Origin of the sequence: Teichococcus aestuarii, assembly GCF_042651065.1 — a bacterium.
Classification (GTDB): Bacteria; Pseudomonadota; Alphaproteobacteria; order Acetobacterales; family Acetobacteraceae; genus Pseudoroseomonas; species Pseudoroseomonas aestuarii.
This window is the reverse complement of sequence record NZ_JBHSCH010000003.1, coordinates 37740-59002: the sequence shown is the minus strand read 5'-3', so window position 1 is coordinate 59002 and position 21263 is coordinate 37740. Positions and strand designations below refer to the sequence as shown.

Below are 21263 nucleotides of genomic sequence, written 5' to 3'. Positions count from 1 at the left end.
GTCCGGAATTCCGGACATCGCCCTTCCGCAGCGGCCGGAAGGGCGGACACCGGAAGCCGCCCGCCCCGCGCAAGCCCTTGTTCCGGAACGCGGCGCAGCGCTGGCAAGCGACTTGCAGAGAGGCGGCGATGCGCAACGCCGAGACCGCTCCGCGCCGGCTCCCGCCAGCCACCCCGATGCGGGGTGCCCTGGCGGGGCCTGCTATGAACCGGGAAAGCCCCGCCACGCCGCCCCCCGGGGCACGCGGGGGCGGGCCCGACGGAGCACGCCGCACGCCCATGACCTTCGCCCTTCCTTCCCTGTCGCTGGCTGTCCGCCTGCCGCTCCTGGTCGGGCTGGCGGTGTTCCTCTCCTCGGTCGGCACCACGCATCTCGCGCTCCACATCATGCAGCGCGAGCTGAACCGCGAGATCTCGCGGCTGGCCGATGTCTATATCGACAGCCTCTCCGGCACCGCCCTGCCCTGGCTGCGCGCCGGCGACTTTGGCGGGCTGGAGGCGGCGCTGGAGCGCAGCATGGGCTTCCAGCGAGGGGTGAACGACCTCGCCATCGTCGTCGCCGACCCGAACGGCCTGCCGCTCGCCCGCGCCGGCGAGCCGCAGGGCCAGCCGCCCATGGCCTTCGGGCTGACCGGCGTGCAGTGGTCGCTGAACCCGGCCGGCGACACCGCCTGGGCGCAGCGCGAGATGGTGGCGGACGGCCAGGTGGTGGCGCTGGTGGCGGCGCAGCTCGCCTTCCCCGAGCAGGTGGGGCGGCAGCAGCGGGTGATGTGGGTGCTCACCGTGGTGGACCTGCTGCTGGCGGCCCTGGCCGCGGGGCTGGCCATGCTGTTCGCCCGCCGGCTGATGCGCCCCTTCCTGTCGGTGACGGCGGCGCTGGAGCGGGCCGGGAGCGGCCGCTTCGCGCCGCTGGGCTTCACCCCGCGCGACGCCGAGGCCAACCGGCTGGCGCAGGCCTTCAACCTGATGGCCGCCCGGCTGCGCGAGCGGGAGGAGCTGGCCACCCGCCTGGCCGAGCGGGAGCGCGCCGCCATGCTCGGCCGCCTCGCCGCCTCCGTGGCGCACGAGGTGCGCAACCCGCTGGCCGGCATGCTGACGGCGCTGGAGACCACCCGGCGCTTCGGCGACGACCCGGCGGCGCGCGAGCGGGCGCTCGACTTGGTGGAGCGCGGCCTGCGGCAGATCGAGGCGGTGGTGCGCAGCACGCTCGCCACCCACCGCCAGGATGGCGAGCGCCGCCCCGTCTCCGCCGAGGATCTGGAGGATCTGCGCCTTCTGGTGATGCCGGAGGCACGGCGTGGCCAGGTCTGCCTCGGCTGGCGGGTGGCGCTGCCGGAGCCCTTCCCCACCGATGCGCTGCGGCTGCGCCAGCTGCTGCTGAACCTGCTGCTCAACGCCGTGGCCGCGACGCCGGCCGGGCGGGAGGTGCGGCTGCAGGTCACCCGCCCGGCCGAGGGGCTCCTGGTGGCGAGCATCGAGGACGAGGCGGGCGGCCTGCCGCCGGAGGCGGAGCAGCGCCTCTCCGGCGGCGAGGCCAGCGGGGTGGCGGGCGGGCTGGGGCTGGAGATCGCGGCGCAGCTCGCCGCCAGCCTGGGCGCGCGCATCAGCGTCGAGGCCGCGCCGCGCGGCAGCCGCATCACCCTGCACCTGCCCGCCCGCGCGGAGGAGACGCCATGAACCAGACCGCCAACGCGCCGCGCTCCGTGGTGCTGATCGAGGACGATGCGGTGCTGGGCGAGAGCCTGGTGCAGCGGCTGACGCTGGAGGGCATCGCCACCGCCTGGGCGCGCAGCGCGCGCGAGGGCGAGGTGCTGCTGCGCCGCCAGCGCCCGACGCTCATCGTCTGCGACATCCGGCTGCCGGACGGCAGCGGCGAGGCGCTGCTCACCCGGCTGATGCCGGAGCTGGGCGGCACGCCGATCATCGTCGTCACCGCCTTCGGCGATGTGGCGCAGGCGGTGCGGCTGCTGCGCGCCGGGGCCGACGACTACGTGGAGAAGCCCTTCCCCGCGCAGCTGCTGATCGACAAGCTCGCCGCCTATTCGGGCTGGTCGGCGCCCCTGCGCCCGGCGGATGACGGCGCCGGCTGGCGCTCCCCGGCCATGCAGACGCTGCGCCGCCACCTGCTCAAGCTCGCGCGGGTGGACACCACCGTGCTGCTGGGCGGCGAGAGCGGCGCCGGCAAGGAGGTGGCGGCGCGCGCCCTGCACGAGAGCGGCCGGGCCGAGGCGGGCCGCGCGGCGGCGCCCTTCGTCGCCGTCAACTGCGCCGCCATCCCGGCCGAGCTGCTGGAGAGCCAGATCTTCGGCCATGAGCGCGGCGCCTTCACCGGCGCCACCGAGCGCCAGCCCGGCTTCGCCGAGCGTGCCGCCGGCGGCACGCTGTTCCTCGACGAGGTGGCCGAGCTCGGCCCGGCGCCGCAGGCCAAGCTGCTGCGGCTGCTGCAGGAGCGGCGCTTCACCCGCCTCGGCGGGCGGGAGGAGCTGCCGCTGCAGGCGCGCATCGTCGCCGCCAGCAACGCCGACCTGCGCGCCCGCGTGGCCGAGGGCCGCTTTCGCGAGGATCTCTACTACCGCCTCGCCGTGGTGGAGCTGGCGGTGCCGCCGCTGCGCGAGCGGCCGGAGGATCTGGGCGCGCTGGCGGCGCATTTCCTGCGCCACTTCGCCCAGGCCTTCGCGCGGGAGGCGCCGGAGCTGACCGCGCCGGCCTTCGACGCGCTGCTGGCGCACCGCTGGCCCGGCAATGTGCGCGAGCTGCGCAACCGCATCGAGCGGGCGATGGTGCTGGCCGAGGGGCCGCGCCTGGAGCCGGCCGACCTCTTCCCCGAACGCCAGGCGCAGGAGGCGCCGCCGCTCTCGCTGGCCGAGGCGCGCGACGCCGCCGAGCGCGAACACATCCGGCGCGTGCTGGCCCGTTCCGGCAGCCGCGTGGGCGACGCCGCCCAGCTGCTCGGCATCTCCCGCACCACGCTGTGGGAGCGGATGAAGCGCCTCGGCATCAAGGGCTGAGTTTCCAAGGTATCCCCAGGGAGGATCCGTTGAAGGCGACAAGAGACTTCGAAGACATCATCGGCGGCGCGCTGATGATCGCGGGGGGCACGTGGTTCGCGCTCTATTCGCTGAACTACAACATGGGCACGCTGCGGCGGATGGGGCCGGCCTATTTCCCGCTCTCCATCGGCGTGCTGGTCGTGGCGTTCGGGCTGATCATCCTGGTCCCCGCCCTGTTCCGGGCCGGCACCCTGCCGCGGCCCGAATGGCGGCCCTTCCTGGCCATCTGCATCGCGGTGCTGGGCTTCGCGCTGCTGGTCGACCGCTTCGGGCTGATCCCGGCGGTGCTGCTGCTGACTGTCCTGGCCGCCTTCGCGGAACGCAACCCGAGCCTGCGGCTGACCCTGGTGCTCGCCGCCAGCCTCGCCGCCATCGCCGTGCTGGTCTTCACCATGGGCCTCGGCATTCCCATCCCGGCCTACCGGTGGAGCCTCTGATGGACATGTTCGCCAACCTCGCGATGGGCTTCGGTGAAGCCTTCGCGCCGCAGAACCTGCTGTACTGCTTCATCGGCGTGTTCCTGGGCACCTTCGTCGGCGTGCTGCCGGGCATCGGTGGCCTGGCCACCATCTCCATGCTGCTGCCGCTGACCTTCTACGTGCCGCCCACCGCCGCCATCATCATGCTGGCCGGCATCTACTACGGCGCGCAGTATGGCGGCTCCACCGCCTCCATCCTGATGAACCTGCCGGGCACCCCCGCCGCGGCCGTGGCCTGCCTCGACGGCTACCCGATGGCGCAGAAGGGCCGCGCCGGCGTGGCGCTGGCCATGACGACCATCGCCTCCTTCGTCGGCGCCAGCCTCGGCATCATCATCCTCACCGCCTTCTCGCCGCTGCTGGCGGGGGTCGCCCTCTCCTTCGGGCCGGCGGACTACTTCGCGATGATGCTGCTCGGGCTGGTGGCGGCGGCGACGCTGGCGCACGGCTCGCCAGTCAAGGGCATCGCCATGGTGCTGGTGGGGCTCGCGCTCGGCATGGTCGGCACCGACGTGCAGACCGGCCAGCAGCGCTTCACCTTCGACATCCCGCAGCTCGCCGACGGCATCAGCCTCGTGGCGCTGGCCATGGGCCTGTTCGGCGTGGCCGAGGTGATCGGCAGCATCAACCGCATCAAGGCCGGCAGGAGCCAGCACAAGATCACCATGCGCTCGCTGATGCCGACCGGGAAGGACATGAAGGATTCCACCCTGCCGATGCTGCGCGGCACCGGCGTCGGCGCCATCTTCGGCGCGCTGCCGGGGGCGGGCGCCACCATCGCCTCCTTCATGTCCTACGCGGTCGAGAAGAAGGTGGCGCGTGATCCGAGCCGGTTCGGCAAGGGCGCCATCGAGGGCATCACCTCCCCGGAATCCGCCAACAACGCCGCCTCGCAGACCGCCTTCATCCCGACGCTGACGCTGGGCATCCCGGGCGACGCCACCATGGCGCTGATGCTGGGCGCGCTGATCATCCAGGGCATCCAGCCGGGGCCGCGGCTGGTCACCGAGCACCCCGAGCTGTTCTGGGGGCTGATCGCCAGCTTCTGGATCGGCAACGTCATGCTGGTGATCCTGAACCTGCCGCTGATCGGGCTGTGGGTGAAGATGCTGTCCATCCCCTACCGCATCCTCTACCCCGCCATCCTGATGTTCATCTGCATCGGCGTGTACAGCGTCAACAACAGCGCCTTCGACGTGCTGCTGGTGATGATCTTCGGCGTCTTCGGCTACGTCATGGCACTGCTGAAGTTCGAGCCGGCGCCGCTGCTGCTGGGCTTCATCCTCGGGCCGTTGATGGAGGAGCATCTGCGCCGCGCCATGCTGCTCTCGCGCGGCGACGCCATGGTGTTCCTGGAGCGGCCGATCAGCGCCGGCTTCCTGGCCGTCACCGCCGCGCTGCTGGTCTGGGCCGCCGTCGCGCTGATGCGGCAGAACCGGGCGCGGCAGCGCGCCGCCGCGCTGGCGGAATAACGGCAGGGCCATGCAGGAGAAGATCATCGGCCCCTTCCTGGCCTGGATCGCCGCGCACCAGGATTGGGCGGGGCCGGTGGCCTTCCTGCTGGCCTTCACCGAATCCCTGCCCCTGGTGGGGCTGGTCATTCCCGGCTCGGCGCTGCTCTTCGCCGCCGGGGTGCTCATCGTCAGCGAGGCGCTGCCGGCCTGGCCGGTGGTGCTGGGCGCCGGCCTCGGCGCCGCGCTGGGCGACAGCACGGGCTATGTCATCGCGCGCCGCTGGGGCCCGGCGATGGTGCGGCGCCACCTGCCACGCGGACAGTGGCGGCTCTATGCGCGGGCGCGCCTCGGCTTCCGCCGCTGGGGGCTGTGGGCGGTGTTCCTCAGCCGCTTCTTCGCGCCGCTGCGCGCCTTCATCCCCGTGGTGGCGGGGCTGTCGGGCATGCGGCACGGGCGCTTCCAGCTCGCCAACATCCCCTCGGCGCTGCTCTGGGCGCCGCTGCTGCTGATGCCGGGGCAGGCCATCGGCTGGGCCACCGGCCTGTTCCGGCGCGAGGAAGGCTGGCCGATCGCGGCGCTGGCCGGGCTGGGCGTGGCCGGCATGGCGGCGGCGGCCTGGGCGCTGGCCGCCGCCCTGCGGGGCGGCCCCCGCCGCTAGAGCAGATCGCGAGCAGGCTGCTTCGCCTGATCGCATTAAGATGCTCGCGAACACAATGAGCTAGAGCCTTTTCCGTGAGGCAGTACGAACGGAAAAGGCTCTAGCCGCCCACCGCCCCGCCGCCCAGGCGGGTGAAGGAGACCAGCGTGCTGCGCGGCGGCAGGGTCGGGTCGAAGGCCGGCCAGCGCGTGCCGGGGCGGCCATAGCTGGCGCCCGGCTCGGCGCCCGGCGTGCGCACCAGCGCGAACAGCGCCGCGCCGTCCGGGCTCATCGCCGCGCCGCCCAGGGCGGCGCCGCGCGGCGCCCCGTAGAGCGGCAGCGCCAGCCCCCGCCCCGCCCCCTGCGTGTCGCAGCCATAGAGCGCATCGGGCGCGGGCCCTACACGCCCGTCATGGTCGGTGCCGATCCAGAGCCGGCCGCGCCCGTCCAGCGCCAGGGTGGCGGGCGCCTCCGGCCAGGCGGTGCCGAGGCCGGCATGGCGCGGCTCCGGCGCGCCGCCGGTCAGCAGCAGGCTGGCCGAGGCCTCGTCCGACCCATGGTCGCCCCCCGTCGGGCGGATCTCCACCACATGCCCGGCATTGCTGCCGGCGCGCGGGTTCAGCCGGTCCACTTGGTCGGGGCGGCGCGCGGCGTTGCCCTTGCAGGCCAGGAACAGCCGGCTGCCATCCACGGCGAGGCCGCTCGGCAGGTCGAAGGCGGTGGCGCCGAGGCCGGCGGCAGCCGCGATGGGGTTGAGCAGCGTCTGCGCGTCGCGCGGCAGGGCTTCCCAGCGGATCCCCTGGCCGGCGAGGCGCGCCACGGCGAGCGTGCCCTGCTCCAGCGCCCCCGGCTCCGCCGCCGGCCCGTCCGAGACGAAGCGGAACAAGTGGCCGAAGGCGCGCCGGTCGGAGAGATAGACCACGGCGCGGCCATCCCGCCCCAGCGCCGCGGCGGCATCCCCGCGCGGGAAGCGGGCGAGCGCGGTGCGCTTGGCCGGCACCGCGCTCGGGTCCAGCGGGTCGAGCTCCGCCACCCAGCCGAAGCGCAGCGCGTCGCGGAAGCGGGCGTCGAGGGGCGCGAGGCGGGTGGACCAGGGGGCCGGGTCGTCCTCGGCCAGCAGCAGCGTGCCCCAGGGCGTGGCGCAGCCGCCGGAGACCGCCAGCAGCCCCTGCACCGCCTCGCCCACGCTGGCGGAGGCCGGACCGGTGATGCGGCACAGCGTCTCCGCCGTCAGCCGGCGGGACTGGTAGCCGCCATCGGCGACGATCCAGCGGCCGCCCTGCCGCTCCAGGTTCAGCAGCGAGGCGCCCTGCATCATCGCCGCCACGGCCGGGCGGTCCCGCCCGCCGGGGAAGGCCATGGCCGGGTCCACCGTCGGGTGGGCCACCGCCAGCACGGCGCGGCCGATGCCGTCCGCCGCCGCCGGCTGCGGCACCAGGGCGCAGATGCGGCCATCCCAGCCGAACTGGGTGGCGGCGGCCTCGGGCGTCGGCGCGGCGGGGTTCCAGGGCAGCGCGTCGAAGGTGACGCGGTCGCCCCAGCGGGCCAGCACGTCGCGCCGGTAGCCGGGGGCCACCGTGTCGTCCGGCTTCACCGGCAGCAGGGCGGGCGGCATGTCCAGCGTGGTGACCTGGGCATGCGCCGGGCGCGCCGCCGCCAGCGGCAGCGCCGCCCCCGTGGCCAGCAGCGCGCGGCGGGAGAGTGTGTTCACGCCGCCGGCTCCGCCACGGGCCGGGGCGCATCATGCACCGTCACCGCCGGCAGGGCGCCGTCGAAGCGCTCCACCTCGACGAGGCAGGACTGTGCCGCGCTGCCCTGGCCGAGGCGGGAGGTGCCGATGTCGCGCGTCAGCACGTTGGGGTTGCCGTGCACGTCGAGCCCGCCCTGCTCCGGCGAGGGGTCCCACCAGGCGCCGGTGGCCATGGCCACCACGCCGCGCCGGATGCCCTCGCTGAGGCGCAGCCCGGCGAGGCAGGCGCCACGGTCGTTGAACACGCGCAGGATGTCGCCGTTCCGCAGGCCGCGCGCGGTGGCGTCCTGGGGATGCATCAGCAGCGGCTCGCGGCCCTGGATCTTGTCGGCGGCGGCGACGCGGCCGGGGTCGAGCTGCCCGTGCAGCCGGGTGGCGGGCTGGTAGGAGAGCAGGTGCAGCGGGAACCGCGCGGCGAGCGGCGCGCCGAGATACTCCTCCGGCGCCTGCCAGCGCGCATGGCCGCCGATCTCGTCGTAGCCGAAGCCGGCGATGGTCTCCGAGTACAGCTCCACCTTGCCGGAGGGCGTGTTCAGCGGATGCGCCGCCGGGTCGCGCGCGAAGTCGGAGAAGAGAACAAAATCCTCCTCCGGCGGCGGGATCTCGATGAAGCCCTCGGCCCAGAAGCTGTCGTAGTCCGGCGCGTCGAAGCCGAAGCGGGCGCAGGCCTGGCGCCAGCGCTCGTAGAGGTGGCGCAGCCAGGCGGCCTCGTCCCGCTGCTCGGTGAAGCGGTCGCGGAAGCCGCAGGCCTCGGCGATGTCGGTCAGCATGTCGTGGTCGTTGCGCGCCTGGCCCAGCGGCGGGATGGCCTGGTGCATGGCGCGCAGGAAGCGGTCGCGCGAGGAGGAGGCGATGTCGTTGCGCTCCAGCGTCGTCGTCGCCGGCAGCACGATGTCGGCGTGGCGGGCGGCGGCCGTCCACCACGGCTCCTGCACGATGATGGTCTCCGCCCGGTTCCAGCCGCGCCGCAGCCGGTTGAGGTCCTGGTGGTGGTGGAAGGGGTTGCCGCCCGCCCACCAGATGATGCGGATGTCGGGCAGCACGATGTCCCGCCCGTTGTATTGCAGGATCTCGCCCGGCCGCTCCAGCAGTTCGGTGACGCGCGCGACGGGGATGGAGAGGCCGCCCGGGTTGCGCGTGGCCGGCAGCGAGACGGAGGGCAGCTCGCGGCGCGGCGTGCCCATGCCGTTGAGCGAGCCATAGCCGAACATCACCCCCTCGCCCGGCTTGCCGATGCCGCCCAGCGCCGCGGCCAGCGCCACCAGCGCCCACCAGGGCTGCTCGCCATGCTCGGCGCGCTGGATCGACCAGGTGGCGGTGAGCATGGTGGGCAGCCGCGCCGCCTCCAGCGCCAGCGCCCGGATGGTCTCGGCCGGCACCTCGGTGATGGCGGCGGCCCAGGCGGCGGTCTTGGGGGTGCCGTCCGTCTCGCCCAGCACGTAGGGGCGCAGCCTGTCCCAACCGGTGCAGTGGGTGGCGAGGAAGCCGCGATCCTCCAGCCCGGCATCGACCAGCGTGTGGATCATGGCGAGGATCAGCGCCGTGTCGGTGTTGGGGCGGATCGGCACCCATTGCGCGTCGAGGAAGTCCGGCGTGTCGCCCCGGAAGGGCGAGATGTTGACGAAGCGCACGCCCGCCGCCGCCACCTGCTTCAGCCAGGGCACGTATTCATGCGCGCCGGCGCCGCCGGCCGTGACCAGCGCGTTCTTCAGCGGCAGGCCGCCCAGGCAGATCATCAGCTTCGTGTGCCGGAGGATGCTGCGCCAGTCCGTCACCGGCCCCTGGATCACCTCGTTGGTGCCGAGGATATGCGGCATCAGCGTCATGCCGGCGCCGTAGGAATAGTTCGTCACCTGGTTGGTGTAGCCACCGCCGAGGCCGAGGAAGCGCTGCAGCTGGCTCTTGGCGTGGTGGAAGCGCCCGGCGCTGGACCAGCCATAGGAGCCGCCCATGATGCTGGGGTGGCCGAACTCGGCGCGCACGCGCTGCGTCTCCTCCGCCACGAGGCGGATGGCGCGGTCCCAGGAGACGGGGACGAAGTCGCGGTCGCCGCGCTCGGCGCCGCGCCGCTCGCCGCGCAGCCAGCCGGCGCGCACATGCGGGCGGTCGATCCGGCTCTTGGCGTGCACCACGTCGGGGATGGCGTCGATCAGCGGCCCGGGATGCGGGTCGCGGTGGAAGGGGCGGACGCCCACCACGCGGCCCTGCTCCACCACCGCGTCGAAACTGCCCCAGTGCGCGGCGTGCGGCTTGATCCCCGACATGCTGCTCCATCCTCCAGCCAATGGCGGCGGAGAATGCGCCGGCAGGCGGCGGGGGGCAAATGCACGCGGCGCACGGCGCGCAAAAAAAAACGCGCCCCTTCAGGGGCGCGATGCGGGCGGGGCCGGGAAAGGGGCGCCGTTCAGCGGCTGCCCGTGGCATCCATGTTGAGGTTGCGAACGGCGCCGGCCATGTGCTCGGCATGGGCGCTGCGCACCGAGGGGGCCTCGGCCATTTCCTCGAAGCCGGCCTCGCCCTTGGCCATCATGGTGCCGGAGGCGCGGTTGTGGATGAAGCCGTTGGTGGCATAGACGCGGCCATAGGCGTCGTCGCTACGGCCGACCTGCACGCGCACCGCCGTCCAGTCGTTGCGGTCCGACACGTCGATGACGGAGACGCCGCGCTGGACCGTGCCCTTGCGCAGCCCCGGGCCTTCCCAGTTGGCGTGGTCGATCAGCACCTCGCGCGGGCCGATGACGCGGGAGACGACGGCGACATGCCCAAGCCGCATGCCACCCGAGGCGCGGAAGCTCAGCACCGAGCCACGCTCGGGCCGGTTGCCCCGGGCATAGACGCCGGCGGCGCTGGCCCACCAGGTATGGGCGTTGCCGGAAAGCTCGATGCCGCTGATGGCGCGGGCGAAGGGCACGCAGGAGATGTTCTCGGCGCGGCGCAGCTCGGCCGGGAGCGGCTTGAGCGTCGGCGACTTGGCGCTGCGGGCGGCAGCCGGCTGGTGCAGGGCGGCGCGCGGCTGCTTGACGGTCTCCCGGGTGTTGCGGCCGGTTGCCGCATCGGCGGCCACAGGCACGGCGCACATCGCCCCGAAGAGAACGGCAAATGCCACTGCTGCGCTGTTTACCCGCATGAAACCCCCAAAGCCCTGTCTCCACTACGGCCTGCACCGCGTTGTTATTCCGCTAGCAAGGACGTGAGGGCGGCGGCAATGCCGGAGCTTGTTACTGGGGGAAATACGACGTGATTCGCATTTTCACGCAGTACGTGAGGGTCCTCAATAAGACCTTAATCCTAAACCACCGAAGATCTCTGCAATTTACCACAGTGTTGCGGCAAAAATGCAACAGCCCTGCCGCAGCAGGGATTCCGCTAAGCATATGTTTCAAAAACAAGAAAGGCGCCGGGAAGTTGCATCCCCGGCGCCAATTTCTTTCCGGACGCCCGGAATTCCGGGCCCGCTTTGGCTCAGCGGCAGGCGGTGACCATGATCTCAACCAGGTGGCGCGGGTCGGCCATGTTGGCCTGCACGCAGGCGCGCACCGGGGCGCCGCCTTCCGGCAGCCAGGCCGTCCAGAGCTTGTTCATCGCGTCGCGGTCGCGAATGTCCTTCAGCCAGATCTGGGCCTGCAGCAGCCGGGTCTTGTCGGTGCCGTGGCCTTCCAGCGCGGCGTCGATCTTGGCCAGCACCTGCTTGGTCTGGCCGACCACGTCCTGCGACAGGTCGTCGGCGGTCATGCCGGCCAGGAAGACGAAGCCATGATACTCGACGGCGCCGGAGAGGACCGGGTTGACGTCGTGGCGGGTGATCTTGCTCATCGGATCTTCGCACTCCCTGCTGTGAAGCCGCCGGGCCGGGCGAATCCGGCCGGCGGCATGGGGCCCGGCGCTTCTAGGCCGCACATGGACGGCCCGCAAGGCAGGCGCCGCCCGCCCATCGAGCCCTCCGCTCAGGGCACCGCGTGCGCGCCCCCCGAGGCCGCGGCCACGATCATCGTCTCGAACACCGACACGCCGTGCACCGCCTGCTCCAGCGGCAGCGGATAGGCCGGGCCACCCGCCACGGCGGCGGCGAAGGCCTCCAGCTCGGCGCGCTCGATGTCCACCTTCGGGAAGTCGCGGGTGAAGCCCTCCCCCTCGCGCGGGCGATAGACGAGGTGCTCGTGGTCGGTCAGCTCCGCCCAGCCCTCGCTGCCGTAGAGGGCCACGCGCCAGCAGCGCGGCGCATAGGCCAGGGTGGCGAAGGTGCCGGTGGCGCCGCTGGCGAAGCGGCAGAGCATGGCGGTGGTGTCGTCGAGCCCGTTCTCCAGCACGCGGGCGGTGCTGTGCACGGCCACCTCGCCGATGGGGCCGGCCAGGTTCACCATCATGTCGATCATGTGGATGCCCATGCCGCCCATGCCGCCGAGCGGGCTCTCGCTGCGGTCGGCGCGCCACATGCCGGCCTTGTAGGCGGCGGCGCCGGGGCCACTGAAATGCCCCTCCACATGCAGCAGCGTGCCGATGCGGCCATCGGCCAGCATCGCCTTCAGCTCCGCCACCGCCGGCAGGAAGCGGCGGTTGTGGCCGAGCGCCAGCACCACGCCCGCCTCGCGGCAGGCCGCCACCGCCGCCTCGGCGCTGGCCTTGCTCAGCGTGAAGGGCTTCTCCACGAAGACCGGCTTGCCCGCCCGCGCGGCGGCGATCACCTGCTCGGCGTGCAGCTTGTGCGGCGTGGCCAGCACCACCGCCTGCACCTCCGGGTCGGCCAGCACGGCCTCGAAGCTGTCGTGCAGGCGCAGGCCCTGGGCGGCGGCCCAGTCGCGCGCCTTCTCCGGCGTGCCGGTGCTGCCGGCGACGAAGCGGAGGCCCGCCTCGTTGCGGCCCTGCACGCTCTCCACCAGGGTGCGGCCCCAGCGTCCCATGCCGACGATCGCGGCTTGCAGGCTCATCGCTTCTCTCCTTCGAGGGTTTCGTCCGGGGGCGGGCCTTCCAGCGCCGCCTCGATATCCCGGTAGCGCGTCCAGCCCCAGGCGAAGACCAGCAGCCCGAGCACGACGCCCACCAGCGTGGGCCAGCGCAGGCCGAACGCCTCCCCCGCCGCGCCGAGCAGCAGCGCCCCGAGCGCCGGGCAGGCACGGGTGATCATGCCCCACAGCGCCAGCACCCGGCCGCGCATGGCCGGGTCCGCCGCCGTCTGGGCGAGCTGCTGCACCGAGATGCCGTGCAGCGAGGCGGTGGCGCCGATCAGCGCCGCGCAGAGCAGGCCGAAGGGGAACCAGCCCGTCGCGACGAAGCCCGCCGTCGCCACCGCCTGGGCCAGCCCGGCGAGGATGGCGATGCGGGTGGCGCCGTTGGTGCGCCCGCGCGCCGCCAGCCACAGCCCTGCCACCAGCGCGCCGATGCCGAAGCAGGCGGTGATCAGCGCCAGCGATTCGGCGCCGCGGCCGAAATTGCGCTCGACGAAGGGCGGCAGCAGCTCCTGCACCGCGCGCAGCAGCACGCCGAGCGAGGCGGCATACAGCAGCAGCGGCCCGAGCCCGGGGTGGCGCGCCACGTAGCCCCAGCCCTCCCGCACCTCGGCGAACAGGCTGGCGGTGGCGGGGTGGCCGTGCCGGTGCGCCGGGTCCACCCGCAGCATCGGCATGGTGACGACGGCGCTGAGATAGGCCACCGCGTTGCAGGCGATGGCCGGCGCCACGCCGAAGCCGGCGATGACCGGCCCGGCCAGCGCCGGCCCGATGAAGCGCGCCACGTTGAAGATGAGGCTGTTGCAGGCCACCGCCGCCGGCAGGTCGGCGCGGCCGACGATGCCGGCCATCAGCGTCTGCCGCGCCGGCTGGGCGAAGCTGGCGGCGGTGCCGCTGAACAGCTCCAGCAGCAGCAGGTACTCGATGCGCATGGCGCCGGTGGCGACCAGCGCGGCCACCGCCGCCGCCGCCAGCCCGATGGCGGCCTGCGAGACGGTGGCGAGGCGCAGCCGGTCCACCCGGTCCGCCACCGCGCCGGCGATGGGGCTGATGACGGCCGCCGGCGCCAGGTCGCAGAAGGCGACGAGACCGACCCAGAGGGCGCTTCCCGTCAGCTCCCAGGCCAGCCAGGCGACGGCGATGCGGTGCATCCAGAGCCCGGTCCAGGCGGCCAGGCTGGCGCCGAAGAAGATGCGGGCGTTTCGGGTCGCCAGCGCGCGTCCCAGCGCGCCGAAGGGCGACCGGAACAGCGGCAGCTCAGGAGCCCCGCCCGCCCCCCGTGGGTGAGGCCGGGCCAGGCTGGTCCTGGGCGCCGCGCATGCATTCGTCGAGCAGCCGGTCCCGCTCGAAGCGGGCGCCGAGCTGCGAGCGCTCCAGCGGGTTGCCCATGTAGGCGCCGCTGCCCAGCCGCGACTCGGCCTCGTCCACCCGCATGGTCTGGCCACGCTCGCGGAAGCGCATCTGCCGCTCGACCTGGTCGCGGCAGGCGGCGCTGGTGGCGTCCCGCTGGCGCTGCTCGGGCGTGGCCGGCGGCGGCGCGGCGCAGGCACCCGTCAGCAGCATCAGGGGAAGGATCAGGCGTTTCATGGCGCGCTCCGGCGGTGTCAGGCAGAGGATCGGGCGAGGGCCGCGCGCCGGAGGCCGGGCGGGCGGATCAGCGCGTGGCGCCCTGCCCCGCGACTCCCGTCTCCGCCCCTGCCCCCGCCGCGCCGGCGATGCGGTTGGACAATAGACGCTTCATGCCGGTTTCGTCGAACCGGGCCCCGCCATCCAGCGGCGCGGCGGCGGCGGCGGCCAGCAGCGCCGGGTGCAGCTCGATCCCGTCGGCGGCGATGGCGAACAGGCCGCGCGCCCAGGCCGCCCGGCCGAGCAGCTCGACCAGCGCCAGCAGCCGCAGGCAGAGCGCCAGCCCCGGCAGGGTGCCGAGCCCCACGGCGCGGTCCACCGCCTCCGCCCAGCAGGCGGCATCGGCATCGGCCAGCGCCATCACGGCGCCGCCCTCGAAGGCCAGGGTGCGGTGCGGCCCCCAGGCCTCGGCGGCGGCGGCGGCGCGCGCCGCGTCCCAGGCCAGGCTGAGGGCGCGGGGGGCGACGGGCGGCAGGGTCTCGGGCGAGCCGGGGATGGCGTAGTGCAGCGCGCCATCCGCCGCGACAGCGACGTGGATGGCGCCCTCTCGGGCGGAACGGGGCATCGCTTCAGAATGGGGACGCGGAGGGCGCGGCGCCAGGGCCGGCGCCAGGGCCGGCGGGAGGGCCGGCGGGTGCGGAGGACGCACCGCCCGGCAGCCAGAGGCCGGGCGCCCGGATGCCAGCGCAGGCACGGCATCCGGGCATTCCCCCACCCTTGGGGAGGTCTGGCCGGGGCGGTCCCGGCCAGTGGGCGGGCTCGGCGATCGTGGTCAGTGCGCGGGCGCGGTGGGGCCGGAGGGGGTGGTGGCGATCTGCGGCTTCTCGCCCGAGGCCGCATCCTGCCCCAGGCTGCGCGCCAGCCAGCCGCCCAGAACCGCGCCCGCCATCGGCGCCAGCCAGAACAGCCAGAGCTGGAAGATATAATCCCCGCCCGCGAACAGCGCCGGCCCGGTGCTGCGCGCCGGATTAACCGAGGTGTTGGTGACGGGGATGGACAGCAGGTGGATCAGCGTCAGCGCCAGCCCGATGGCGATCGGCGCGAAGCCGCCCGGTGCCTTCGGCGCCGTTGCGCCCATGATGACCACCAGGAAGACGGCGGTGGCCACCACCTCCATCAGCAGGCAGGCCAGCAGCGTGTACTGGCCCGGGCTGAGCGCGCCGTAGCCATTGGCGGCGAAGCCGCCCGGCTCGAAGCCGGGCTTGCCGCTGGCGATGAGGTAGAGCAGGGCCGCCGCCGCGACCGCGCCCGCCACCTGCGCCGCCATGTAGGGCAGCAGCGTGGCGGAGGGCACGCGCCCACCCACCCACAGGCCGAGCGTGACCGCCGGGTTGAAGTGCCCACCCGAAATGGGGCCGACCGCATAGGCCATGCAGAGCACGCTCAGCCCGAAGGCCAGGGCGACACCCGTGAAGCCGATGCCGAGGCCAGGATAGGCGGCCGCCAGCACGGCGCTGCCGCAGCCGCCGAAGGTCAGCCAGGCGGTGCCGAGGAACTCGGCCGCCATGCGCCTGCTCATGTCCATCCCCTTGGCTCCCTGACCGGATGCGACCGTGGACCGGCTTTGCCAGCGGCACCGCCACGGCCCCTTCAGCTTAGCCAGCATCCTGACATTTTCTTACAGTTATGGTGACGCAACGGCATGCCCCCGGTTGAACAAGCCGAGAGCGAAACAGATGTGCCGGGTGGACCTAGCCCGGCTTTTGCCTAGCATCGGCGCCATGACCCATCCCGCCGATCTCTCCGCCACCGAGGCCGCCGCGCGCATCGCCGCCGGCAGCCTCTCCCCCGCCACCCTGGCCGAGGCCTGCCTGGAGCGCGCCGCGGCGCGGGACAGCACGGTGCGCGCCTTCGCCACGCTGGAGCCCGCGCGGGTGCGGCAGGCCGCGGCGGCGGCGCTGCCCGGCCCGCTGCACGGCCTGCCGGTGGGCGTGAAGGACGTGCTCGACACCGCCGACCTGCCCTCGCAATACGGCTCGCCCATCTGGGCCGGGCACCGGCCGCGCGCCGATGCCGCCGCCGTGGCGCTGGCGCGGCGCGCCGGCGGTGTCATCCAGGGCAAGACCGTCACCACCGAGTTCGCGACGCGCCACCCCGGCCCCACCACCAACCCGCACGACCCGGCGCGCACCCCGGGCGGCTCCAGCCAGGGCTCGGCGGCGGGGGTGGCGGCGGGCTTCTTCCCGCTGGCCTTCGGCACGCAGACGGCGGGCTCCGTGCTGCGCCCCGCCGCCTATTGCGGCATCGCCGGCTTCAAGCCGAGCTACGGGCTGATCCACCGCGCCGGCATGAAGGTGATGAGCGAGAGCCTGGACACGATCGGCGTGTTCGGCCGCGGCGCGGCCGATTGCGCGCTGTTCGCCGGCGCGCTGACGGGGCTGGATTTTTCCGCCAGGCCCGAGGCGGCGCCGCGCATCGCCCTCTGCTTCGGCCCCGGCGAATTGCTGCTGACCGAGGACAGCCGCGCCCGCATCGAGGCGGTGGCCGCCGCCTGCGCCCGCGCCGGGGCGCGGGTGACGCCGGTCCCGCTCACCGCGCCGCTGCGGGCGGCGGTGGAGGCCCACCCGGTGGTGATGAACGCCGAGACGGCGCACGCCCTGGCCTGGGAGCGCAACGCGACGCGCGCCCTCATCTCCCCTGTGCTGACCGAGCGGCTGGACTGGGCCGAGAGCCTGCCCGCCACCGCCCTGATCGAGGGGCGCGCCACCTTCGCCACCGCCCGCGCCGCCTTCCGCGACCTGATGGCGGAGTACGACATCCTGCTCACCGCCTCCGCACCCTCCGAGGCGCCGCTGGGGCTGGAGGCGACCGGCGACCCGGCCTGCAACGCGCTGTGGACGGCGCTGCACGGCCCCTGCATCAGCCTGCCCGCCGGCACCGGCGCCGCCGGCATGCCGCTCGGCGTGCAGCTCGTGGCTCCCTTCGGCGCCGATGCCGCGCTGCTCGGCTGGGCCGGCTGGGTGGAGCGGGTGATCGGCGCCTGAGGCGGCCCGGAACAGGAGGAAGCGCGATGACGGTGTTCCTGTGCACGGCCTGCGGCACCGCCTACCCGGAGGCCGCCGCGCCACCCGATGCCTGCCCCATCTGCCAGGACGAGCGGCAATACGTCCCCGCCACCGGCCAGGCCTGGACGGGGCGGGAGGCGCTGGCGCAGGGCCACCGCAACGCCTGGCGCCGCCACGAGCCCGGCCTGTTCAGCGTGCAGACGGTGCCGGCCTTCGCCATCAACCAGCGCGCCTTCCTGCTGGTCACGCCGCACGGCAACATCCTGTGGGACTGCATCGCGCTGCTCGACGCGGCGACGGAGGCGCTGGTGCATGGGTTGGGCGGGATCCGCGCCATCGCCATCTCGCACCCGCACTACTACACCACGATGCAGGATTGGGCGGCCGCCTTCGGCGCCACCCTGCACCTGCACGCGGCGGACCGGGACTGGATCATGCGCCCCTCCCCCGCCCTGCGCCTGTGGGAAGGAGAGACGCTGGAGCTGGCGCCGGGAGCGACGCTGATCCGCGCCGGCGGCCACTTCCCGGGCGGTACCGTGCTGCACTGGGCGCAGGCCGCCGAGGGCGCCGGCGCCCTGCTGGCGGGCGACATCGTCCAGGTCGCCCCCGGGGCGCGGCGGGTGTCGTTCCAGTGGAGCTACCCGAACATGCTGCCGCTGCCCGCCGATGCGGTGCGGCGCATCGCCGCCACCCTGGCGCCCTGGCGCTACGAGCGCATCTACGGCGCCTTCGCCGGGCAGGAGGTGCTGCGCGACGGGCCGGGGATCGTCGCCCGCTCGGCTGCCCGGTACGTGGAGCTGCTGGACGGCCGGATGTAGCGCCGGCCCCTACCGGTCGGGCCGGAACACGTGCAGCATGAACCACTGCTCCAGATGGGCCCGCACGATGGGGTCGATCACCGCCTCCAGCGCGGCGATGTCGGCCTCCAGCGCGCCGCTGACCGGCACGGGCGGCAGGAAGCGCAGCCGGAAGCGCGGCCCCGGCTCGCGCAGCGCATAGGCCGGCACCAGGGCCGCGCCGGTCTTCGCCGCCAGCCGCAGGGCGGTGGCGATGTTGCCGCCGGTGGGCAGGGGCCGGCCCAGGGCGGGGGCGTTCACCCGGCCGCCCTTGTACTCGTCGAGATAGATCAGGAAGGGCGCGCGCCCCGCCTGCACCCGCCGCAGCGCCTCACGCGCCGCGCTGGTGCTGGGCGGGATCAGCCGCGCCCCGTAATCGGTGCGGGCCCGCACGGCGATGGCGTGCTTCGCCGGGCTGGCGGGCGGCTGGTAGATGGCGTCGAGCCCCCGCCCCATCCCGCACAGCGCGGCGCCGATCACCTCCCAGTTCCCCAGGTGCAGCCCGCCCACGATCACGCGCCCCGGCGGCAGGTTCTCCGCCCCCTCCACCAGGATGCGCCCCTCCGCCCACAGGCGGCTGAGTGCCGAGAACTCGGCCAGGCAGCGCGCCACCTGGCCGAGATTGTCCAGCGCCAGGGCGCGGCGCGCGTCAGGGCCAAGCTCCGGCCGCAGCGCGGCGAGCGCGGCCTCGGTGCGGGCGAGCTTCCCCTTGTGCCGCAGCGGGATGGCGAAGCGCGCCAGACCCGCCCCCATCGCCGAGCAGAGCGGCACCGGCAGCATCCGCATGAGGCCGTGCAGGGCGCGATCCTTGGCGCTGTCCAGACGCACCTTGAGGGTAGGCTCAGACATGGCGGGGCAGCAGGTGCATGGGCAGCGTCTCGCCCGGACGCAGCGTCAGCCGGCAGACGGGATAGACCACCGTGCCCGGCACCAGCCGCGGCGTCACGCCGCGCGCCAGGGTGGCCAGGCACAGCACCGCCTCGGTGAGGCCGAAGGCCGCGCCGGTGCAGACGCGCGGCCCGATAGCGAAGGGAATCCAGGTGTAGCGCGGCTTGGCCGCGGCCTCCCCCCCGGGCAGGAAGCGCTCGGGGCGGAAGGCGTCCGGCTCGTGCCACAGCTTGCGGTGCCGGTGCAGCAGCCAGGGCACGGCGATGACGAGCGAACCCTTGCGCACCGGCTGGCCGCCGATCTCGCCCGCCGCCACCGCCTCCCGCGCCAGCAGCGGCACGGGCGGGTAGAGGCGCAGCGTCTCCTCCACCACGGCGCGGGTGTAGCGCAGCCGCTCCATGTCGGCGTAGCGGGCGGGGCCGGGCAGCGCGTCGGCCTCCGCCTGCAGGCGGGCCAGCACGGCCGGCGACTGGCTGAGCAGGTACCAGGCCCAGGCCAGGGTGTTGGCCGTGGTCTCGTGCCCGGCCATGAACAGCACGGCGGCCTCGTTGCGGAAGGCCTCGCGCTCCATCGGGCGGCCGGTGGCGGGGTTGATGCCCTCGGCCATCGAGCGGATCAGGCTGGCCTCGTCGCCGGCGCGGCCGGAGAGGACATGCCCGATCAGCCCGTCCAGCACCGCCTGGATGCGCTGCCCGGCGCGGCGGGCGCGGCGGGGCTGCCAGCGCGGCATCCAGTCCGGCAGGCCGAGCAGCGAGATCAGGTCGGTCTGCCCGACGGCGCGCTGGTATTCGGCGAAGGCGCTGACCACGGTGGCCGCGGCACCACCGCCGAGCTGCCGGCCGAAGATGGTGCGGCAGATGATCTCGGCCGTCAGGTGGCCCATCTCGGCCAGCATGTCGACCGGCTCGGCCGGGTCGCACCGCGCCCAGGCCTCGGCCCGCTCGGCGGCGGCCTCGGTGATGGGGGGCGTCAGGGCGGCGAGGCGCGAGACATGCGTCACCGGCGCCACCACCCGGCGGCGCTCCTTCCACAGCGCGCCGTCGCTGATGAACAGCCCGTCGCCCAGCAGCGGGCGCAGCGCGTGGCGCATCTGCGGCGACTTCCGCTCGAAGGCGGGGGCCTGGTCGACGAAGGCCTCCTGCACGGTGGCGGGGCTGTTGCAGATGATGATGTCGCGCATCAGCACGCGGCGGCGCAGGATCTCCCGCTCGAAGCAGGACTGCGGCCAGAAGTCGAGGAAGGAGCGGCGCAGCGAGCGCAGCAGCTCGCGCAGCGGCGGCAGCCGGCGCGGCCGTGGCGGATAGGGCGGCACGAAGGCCGGCGCCTCCTCCCCCGCGAGAGGGGAAAGACCGGCCGGCTCGGCGTGGGAGAGGGTCATGCGGCACGCCCAGGTTTCGGTGCCGCAGCATAGCGCAACCGGGCGGGGCTGGTCACGCAGCCCCGCCCGGCGCATGGCGCCGGGGCCGCCTCAGGCGGCGGTCAGCACCACGCGGCCATGCACCTTGCCGTCCTTCAGGCGGTTCAGCACGCTGTTCACCGCCGAGCGCGGCTCGGTGCTGACCGGCAGGGGCGAGAGCTTGCCCTGCTGCGCCAGCTCCACCACCTCGCGTAGCTCCTGCGGGTTGCCGACATAGCTGCCGCGCACGGTCAGCGCGCGGGTGGCCATCAGCGGCAGCGGCAGGTTCAGTTCGCCGCCGAACAGCCCGACCTGGATCAGCTTGCCGCCCTTGGCCAGCGCGTCGAAGGCGAAGCGGGCGGTGGCGGTGCCGTTCACCAGGTCGATCACCGCATCCACCGGGCCGCCGGCCGCCTCGACGAGGCGCTTCGTCGTGTCGTCGCCGCCCGCCTGCACGGTGGCGGTGGCGCCGGCCTTGCGCGCGCCCTCCAGCTTCTCCTCCGAGATGTCGACCACCACGATGTTCTTGTGGCCGAGCGCCTTGAGCACCTCCACCGCGTTCAGCCCGAGCCCGCCGGCGCCGACGACGACGATGGCCTTCTCGGCCGGCATCGGCATCACCTTGCGGATGGCGGAATAGACCGTGATGCCGGAGCAGGCGTAGGTGGCGGCGACCGAGGGGTCGAGCCCGTCGAAGGCGACGAGGTGGCGCGGGCTGCGCGCCACCACATGGCTGGCATAGCCGCCATTCTGGTAGACGCCGAGGCTGCGCGCCGCCACCTGGCACATATTGTCCTCGCCCGCCTGGCAGCGCTCGCACTTGCCGCAGCCGAGCCAGGGGAAGACGATGCGGGTGTCCCCCACCTTCACGCCCTTGGCCTCCGGCCCGAGCTTGACCACGCGGCCGACGATCTCGTGGCCCATGATCAGCGGCAGCACCACGCCCCGGTCGGTCAGCGACAGGCGCCCGCGGCTGCCGAGGTCGTAGCCGCCCTCCCAGATGTGCAGGTCGGAATGGCAGACGCCGCTATGCGTCACCTCCAGCAGCACTTCCTCGCCGGTCGGCTCCGGCGTCGGGAACTCCATGTCCTCCAGCGGTTCACCGCACTTCACCACGGCCCAGCCACGCATCGGGTTCACTCCCACAATTCTTGGACGGGGGAATGGGAAACCCTGGCGGCGGGCCGGTCAAGGCCCCGG

General features: G+C 73.9%; 19 protein-coding genes. 7 read left to right on the top strand and 12 right to left on the bottom strand.

Translation table 11 applies throughout. The features are described 5' to 3' along the window. The first annotated feature begins 278 nt into the window (after nt 1–278). Genes ACFOY6_RS02305 through ACFOY6_RS02285 form a run of 5 tightly spaced genes read left to right on the top strand, consistent with a single transcriptional unit; the run spans nt 279 to nt 5640 of the window. On the top strand, nt 279–1676 hold the full coding sequence (locus ACFOY6_RS02305; RefSeq protein ID WP_379648693.1) for an ATP-binding protein: 1398 nt from the start codon (nt 279–281) through the stop codon (nt 1674–1676). Next, nucleotides 1673–3007 (top strand): sigma-54-dependent transcriptional regulator, encoded by a 1335-nt coding sequence (locus ACFOY6_RS02300; RefSeq protein ID WP_379648691.1) that lies wholly within the window; start codon nt 1673–1675, stop codon nt 3005–3007. The genes ACFOY6_RS02305 and ACFOY6_RS02300 overlap by 4 nt, the downstream gene beginning before the upstream one ends. Nucleotides 3008–3036: 29 nt before the next feature. Further along, entirely contained in the window at nt 3037–3486 is a 450-nt protein-coding gene (locus ACFOY6_RS02295) for a tripartite tricarboxylate transporter TctB family protein (protein ID WP_379648689.1), read from the top strand. Next, nucleotides 3486–5000, top strand: a complete 1515-nt coding sequence (locus ACFOY6_RS02290) for a tripartite tricarboxylate transporter permease (RefSeq protein WP_109517679.1) — start codon at nt 3486–3488, stop codon at nt 4998–5000. Before ACFOY6_RS02295 ends, ACFOY6_RS02290 begins: the two co-directional genes overlap by 1 nt. Before the next feature lie 10 nt (nt 5001–5010). Further along, the gene (locus tag ACFOY6_RS02285) at nt 5011–5640 is read left to right on the top strand and encodes a DedA family protein (protein WP_379648687.1); all 630 of its coding nucleotides are present in this window, start codon (nt 5011–5013) and stop codon (nt 5638–5640) included. Nucleotides 5641–5740: 100 nt separating this feature from the next. On the opposite strand, the gene ACFOY6_RS02280 is transcribed toward ACFOY6_RS02285, so the two are convergent. The 9 genes from ACFOY6_RS02280 to aqpZ all read right to left on the bottom strand — a co-directional run bounded on the left by ACFOY6_RS02280 (nt 5741) and on the right by aqpZ (nt 15457). Beyond that, a complete protein-coding gene (locus ACFOY6_RS02280; RefSeq protein WP_379648685.1) occupies nt 5741–7330 on the bottom strand; it encodes a PhoX family protein in 1590 nt (529 codons plus the stop codon). Next, on the bottom strand, nt 7327–9633 hold the full coding sequence (locus ACFOY6_RS02275; protein ID WP_379648683.1) for a molybdopterin-dependent oxidoreductase: 2307 nt from the start codon (nt 9631–9633) through the stop codon (nt 7327–7329). The genes ACFOY6_RS02280 and ACFOY6_RS02275 overlap by 4 nt, the downstream gene beginning before the upstream one ends. Before the next feature lie 140 nt (nt 9634–9773). Beyond that, nucleotides 9774–10448 carry a CHAP domain-containing protein gene (locus ACFOY6_RS02270; RefSeq protein WP_379648681.1) on the bottom strand — a complete coding sequence of 225 codons (675 nt, stop codon included), beginning with the start codon at nt 10446–10448 and terminating at the stop codon, nt 9774–9776. Between the two features lie 383 nt (nt 10449–10831). Beyond that, complete coding sequence (locus ACFOY6_RS02265) at nt 10832–11182, bottom strand: RidA family protein (RefSeq protein ID WP_109517674.1); 351 nt, start codon at nt 11180–11182, stop codon at nt 10832–10834. 131 nt (nt 11183–11313) lie between these two features. Next, nucleotides 11314–12294, bottom strand: a complete 981-nt coding sequence (locus ACFOY6_RS02260) for a Gfo/Idh/MocA family protein (RefSeq protein WP_379648679.1) — start codon at nt 12292–12294, stop codon at nt 11314–11316. Continuing rightward, nucleotides 12291–13562, bottom strand: coding sequence for an MFS transporter (locus ACFOY6_RS02255; RefSeq protein WP_379648793.1), 1272 nt, complete (start codon nt 13560–13562; stop codon nt 12291–12293). Before ACFOY6_RS02255 ends, ACFOY6_RS02260 begins: the two co-directional genes overlap by 4 nt. Before the next feature lie 7 nt (nt 13563–13569). Beyond that, nucleotides 13570–13899 (bottom strand): hypothetical protein, encoded by a 330-nt coding sequence (locus ACFOY6_RS02250; RefSeq protein ID WP_146201910.1) that lies wholly within the window; start codon nt 13897–13899, stop codon nt 13570–13572. 67 nt (nt 13900–13966) lie between these two features. After that, nucleotides 13967–14503, bottom strand: a complete 537-nt coding sequence (locus ACFOY6_RS02245) for a hypothetical protein (protein WP_109517672.1) — start codon at nt 14501–14503, stop codon at nt 13967–13969. A 207-nt stretch (nt 14504–14710) separates the two neighbouring features. Then, a complete protein-coding gene (gene aqpZ / locus ACFOY6_RS02240; protein WP_109517754.1) occupies nt 14711–15457 on the bottom strand; it encodes an aquaporin Z in 747 nt (248 codons plus the stop codon). A gap of 202 nt (nt 15458–15659) precedes the next feature. On the opposite strand from aqpZ, the gene ACFOY6_RS02235 reads away from it, so the two are divergent. Continuing rightward, nucleotides 15660–16922: an amidase gene (locus ACFOY6_RS02235; protein WP_379648676.1), complete on the top strand. Its 1263-nt coding sequence runs from the start codon at nt 15660–15662 to the stop codon at nt 16920–16922. 26 nt (nt 16923–16948) lie between these two features. Further along, nucleotides 16949–17761 carry an MBL fold metallo-hydrolase gene (locus ACFOY6_RS02230; protein ID WP_379648674.1) on the top strand — a complete coding sequence of 271 codons (813 nt, stop codon included), beginning with the start codon at nt 16949–16951 and terminating at the stop codon, nt 17759–17761. Nucleotides 17762–17770: 9 nt separating this feature from the next. On the opposite strand, the gene ACFOY6_RS02225 is transcribed toward ACFOY6_RS02230, so the two are convergent. From ACFOY6_RS02225 to ACFOY6_RS02215, 3 genes are all read right to left on the bottom strand, one after another. Continuing rightward, nucleotides 17771–18628 (bottom strand): lysophospholipid acyltransferase family protein, encoded by an 858-nt coding sequence (locus ACFOY6_RS02225; protein WP_379648672.1) that lies wholly within the window; start codon nt 18626–18628, stop codon nt 17771–17773. Beyond that, the gene (locus ACFOY6_RS02220; RefSeq protein ID WP_379648670.1) at nt 18621–20045 is read right to left on the bottom strand and encodes a cytochrome P450; all 1425 of its coding nucleotides are present in this window, start codon (nt 20043–20045) and stop codon (nt 18621–18623) included. The genes ACFOY6_RS02225 and ACFOY6_RS02220 overlap by 8 nt, the downstream gene beginning before the upstream one ends. A gap of 90 nt (nt 20046–20135) precedes the next feature. Further along, nucleotides 20136–21194, bottom strand: coding sequence for an alcohol dehydrogenase (locus ACFOY6_RS02215; RefSeq protein ID WP_109517669.1), 1059 nt, complete (start codon nt 21192–21194; stop codon nt 20136–20138). Nucleotides 21195–21263 lie beyond the last annotated feature (69 nt).

Bases quoted from the DNA above. Each gene is read 5' to 3' on its own strand.
- ACFOY6_RS02305 (WP_379648693.1), top strand. From the start codon at position 279: ATGACCTTCGCCCTTCCTTCCCTGTCGCTGGCTGTCCGCCTGCCGCTC.
- ACFOY6_RS02300 (WP_379648691.1), top strand. From the start codon at position 1,673: ATGAACCAGACCGCCAACGCGCCGCGCTCCGTGGTGCTGATCGAGGAC.
- ACFOY6_RS02290 (WP_109517679.1), top strand. From the start codon at position 3,486: ATGGACATGTTCGCCAACCTCGCGATGGGCTTCGGTGAAGCCTTCGCG.
- ACFOY6_RS02285 (WP_379648687.1), top strand. From the start codon at position 5,011: ATGCAGGAGAAGATCATCGGCCCCTTCCTGGCCTGGATCGCCGCGCAC.
- ACFOY6_RS02275 (WP_379648683.1), bottom strand. From the start codon at position 9,633: ATGTCGGGGATCAAGCCGCACGCCGCGCACTGGGGCAGTTTCGACGCG.
- ACFOY6_RS02270 (WP_379648681.1), bottom strand. From the start codon at position 10,448: ATGTGCGCCGTGCCTGTGGCCGCCGATGCGGCAACCGGCCGCAACACC.
- ACFOY6_RS02265 (WP_109517674.1), bottom strand. From the start codon at position 11,182: ATGAGCAAGATCACCCGCCACGACGTCAACCCGGTCCTCTCCGGCGCC.
- ACFOY6_RS02260 (WP_379648679.1), bottom strand. From the start codon at position 12,294: ATGAGCCTGCAAGCCGCGATCGTCGGCATGGGACGCTGGGGCCGCACC.
- ACFOY6_RS02250 (WP_146201910.1), bottom strand. From the start codon at position 13,899: ATGAAACGCCTGATCCTTCCCCTGATGCTGCTGACGGGTGCCTGCGCC.
- ACFOY6_RS02245 (WP_109517672.1), bottom strand. From the start codon at position 14,503: ATGCCCCGTTCCGCCCGAGAGGGCGCCATCCACGTCGCTGTCGCGGCG.
- aqpZ (WP_109517754.1), bottom strand. From the start codon at position 15,457: ATGAGCAGGCGCATGGCGGCCGAGTTCCTCGGCACCGCCTGGCTGACC.
- ACFOY6_RS02235 (WP_379648676.1), top strand. From the start codon at position 15,660: ATGACCCATCCCGCCGATCTCTCCGCCACCGAGGCCGCCGCGCGCATC.
- ACFOY6_RS02230 (WP_379648674.1), top strand. From the start codon at position 16,949: ATGACGGTGTTCCTGTGCACGGCCTGCGGCACCGCCTACCCGGAGGCC.
- ACFOY6_RS02225 (WP_379648672.1), bottom strand. From the start codon at position 18,628: ATGTCTGAGCCTACCCTCAAGGTGCGTCTGGACAGCGCCAAGGATCGC.
- ACFOY6_RS02220 (WP_379648670.1), bottom strand. From the start codon at position 20,045: ATGACCCTCTCCCACGCCGAGCCGGCCGGTCTTTCCCCTCTCGCGGGG.
- ACFOY6_RS02215 (WP_109517669.1), bottom strand. From the start codon at position 21,194: ATGCGTGGCTGGGCCGTGGTGAAGTGCGGTGAACCGCTGGAGGACATG.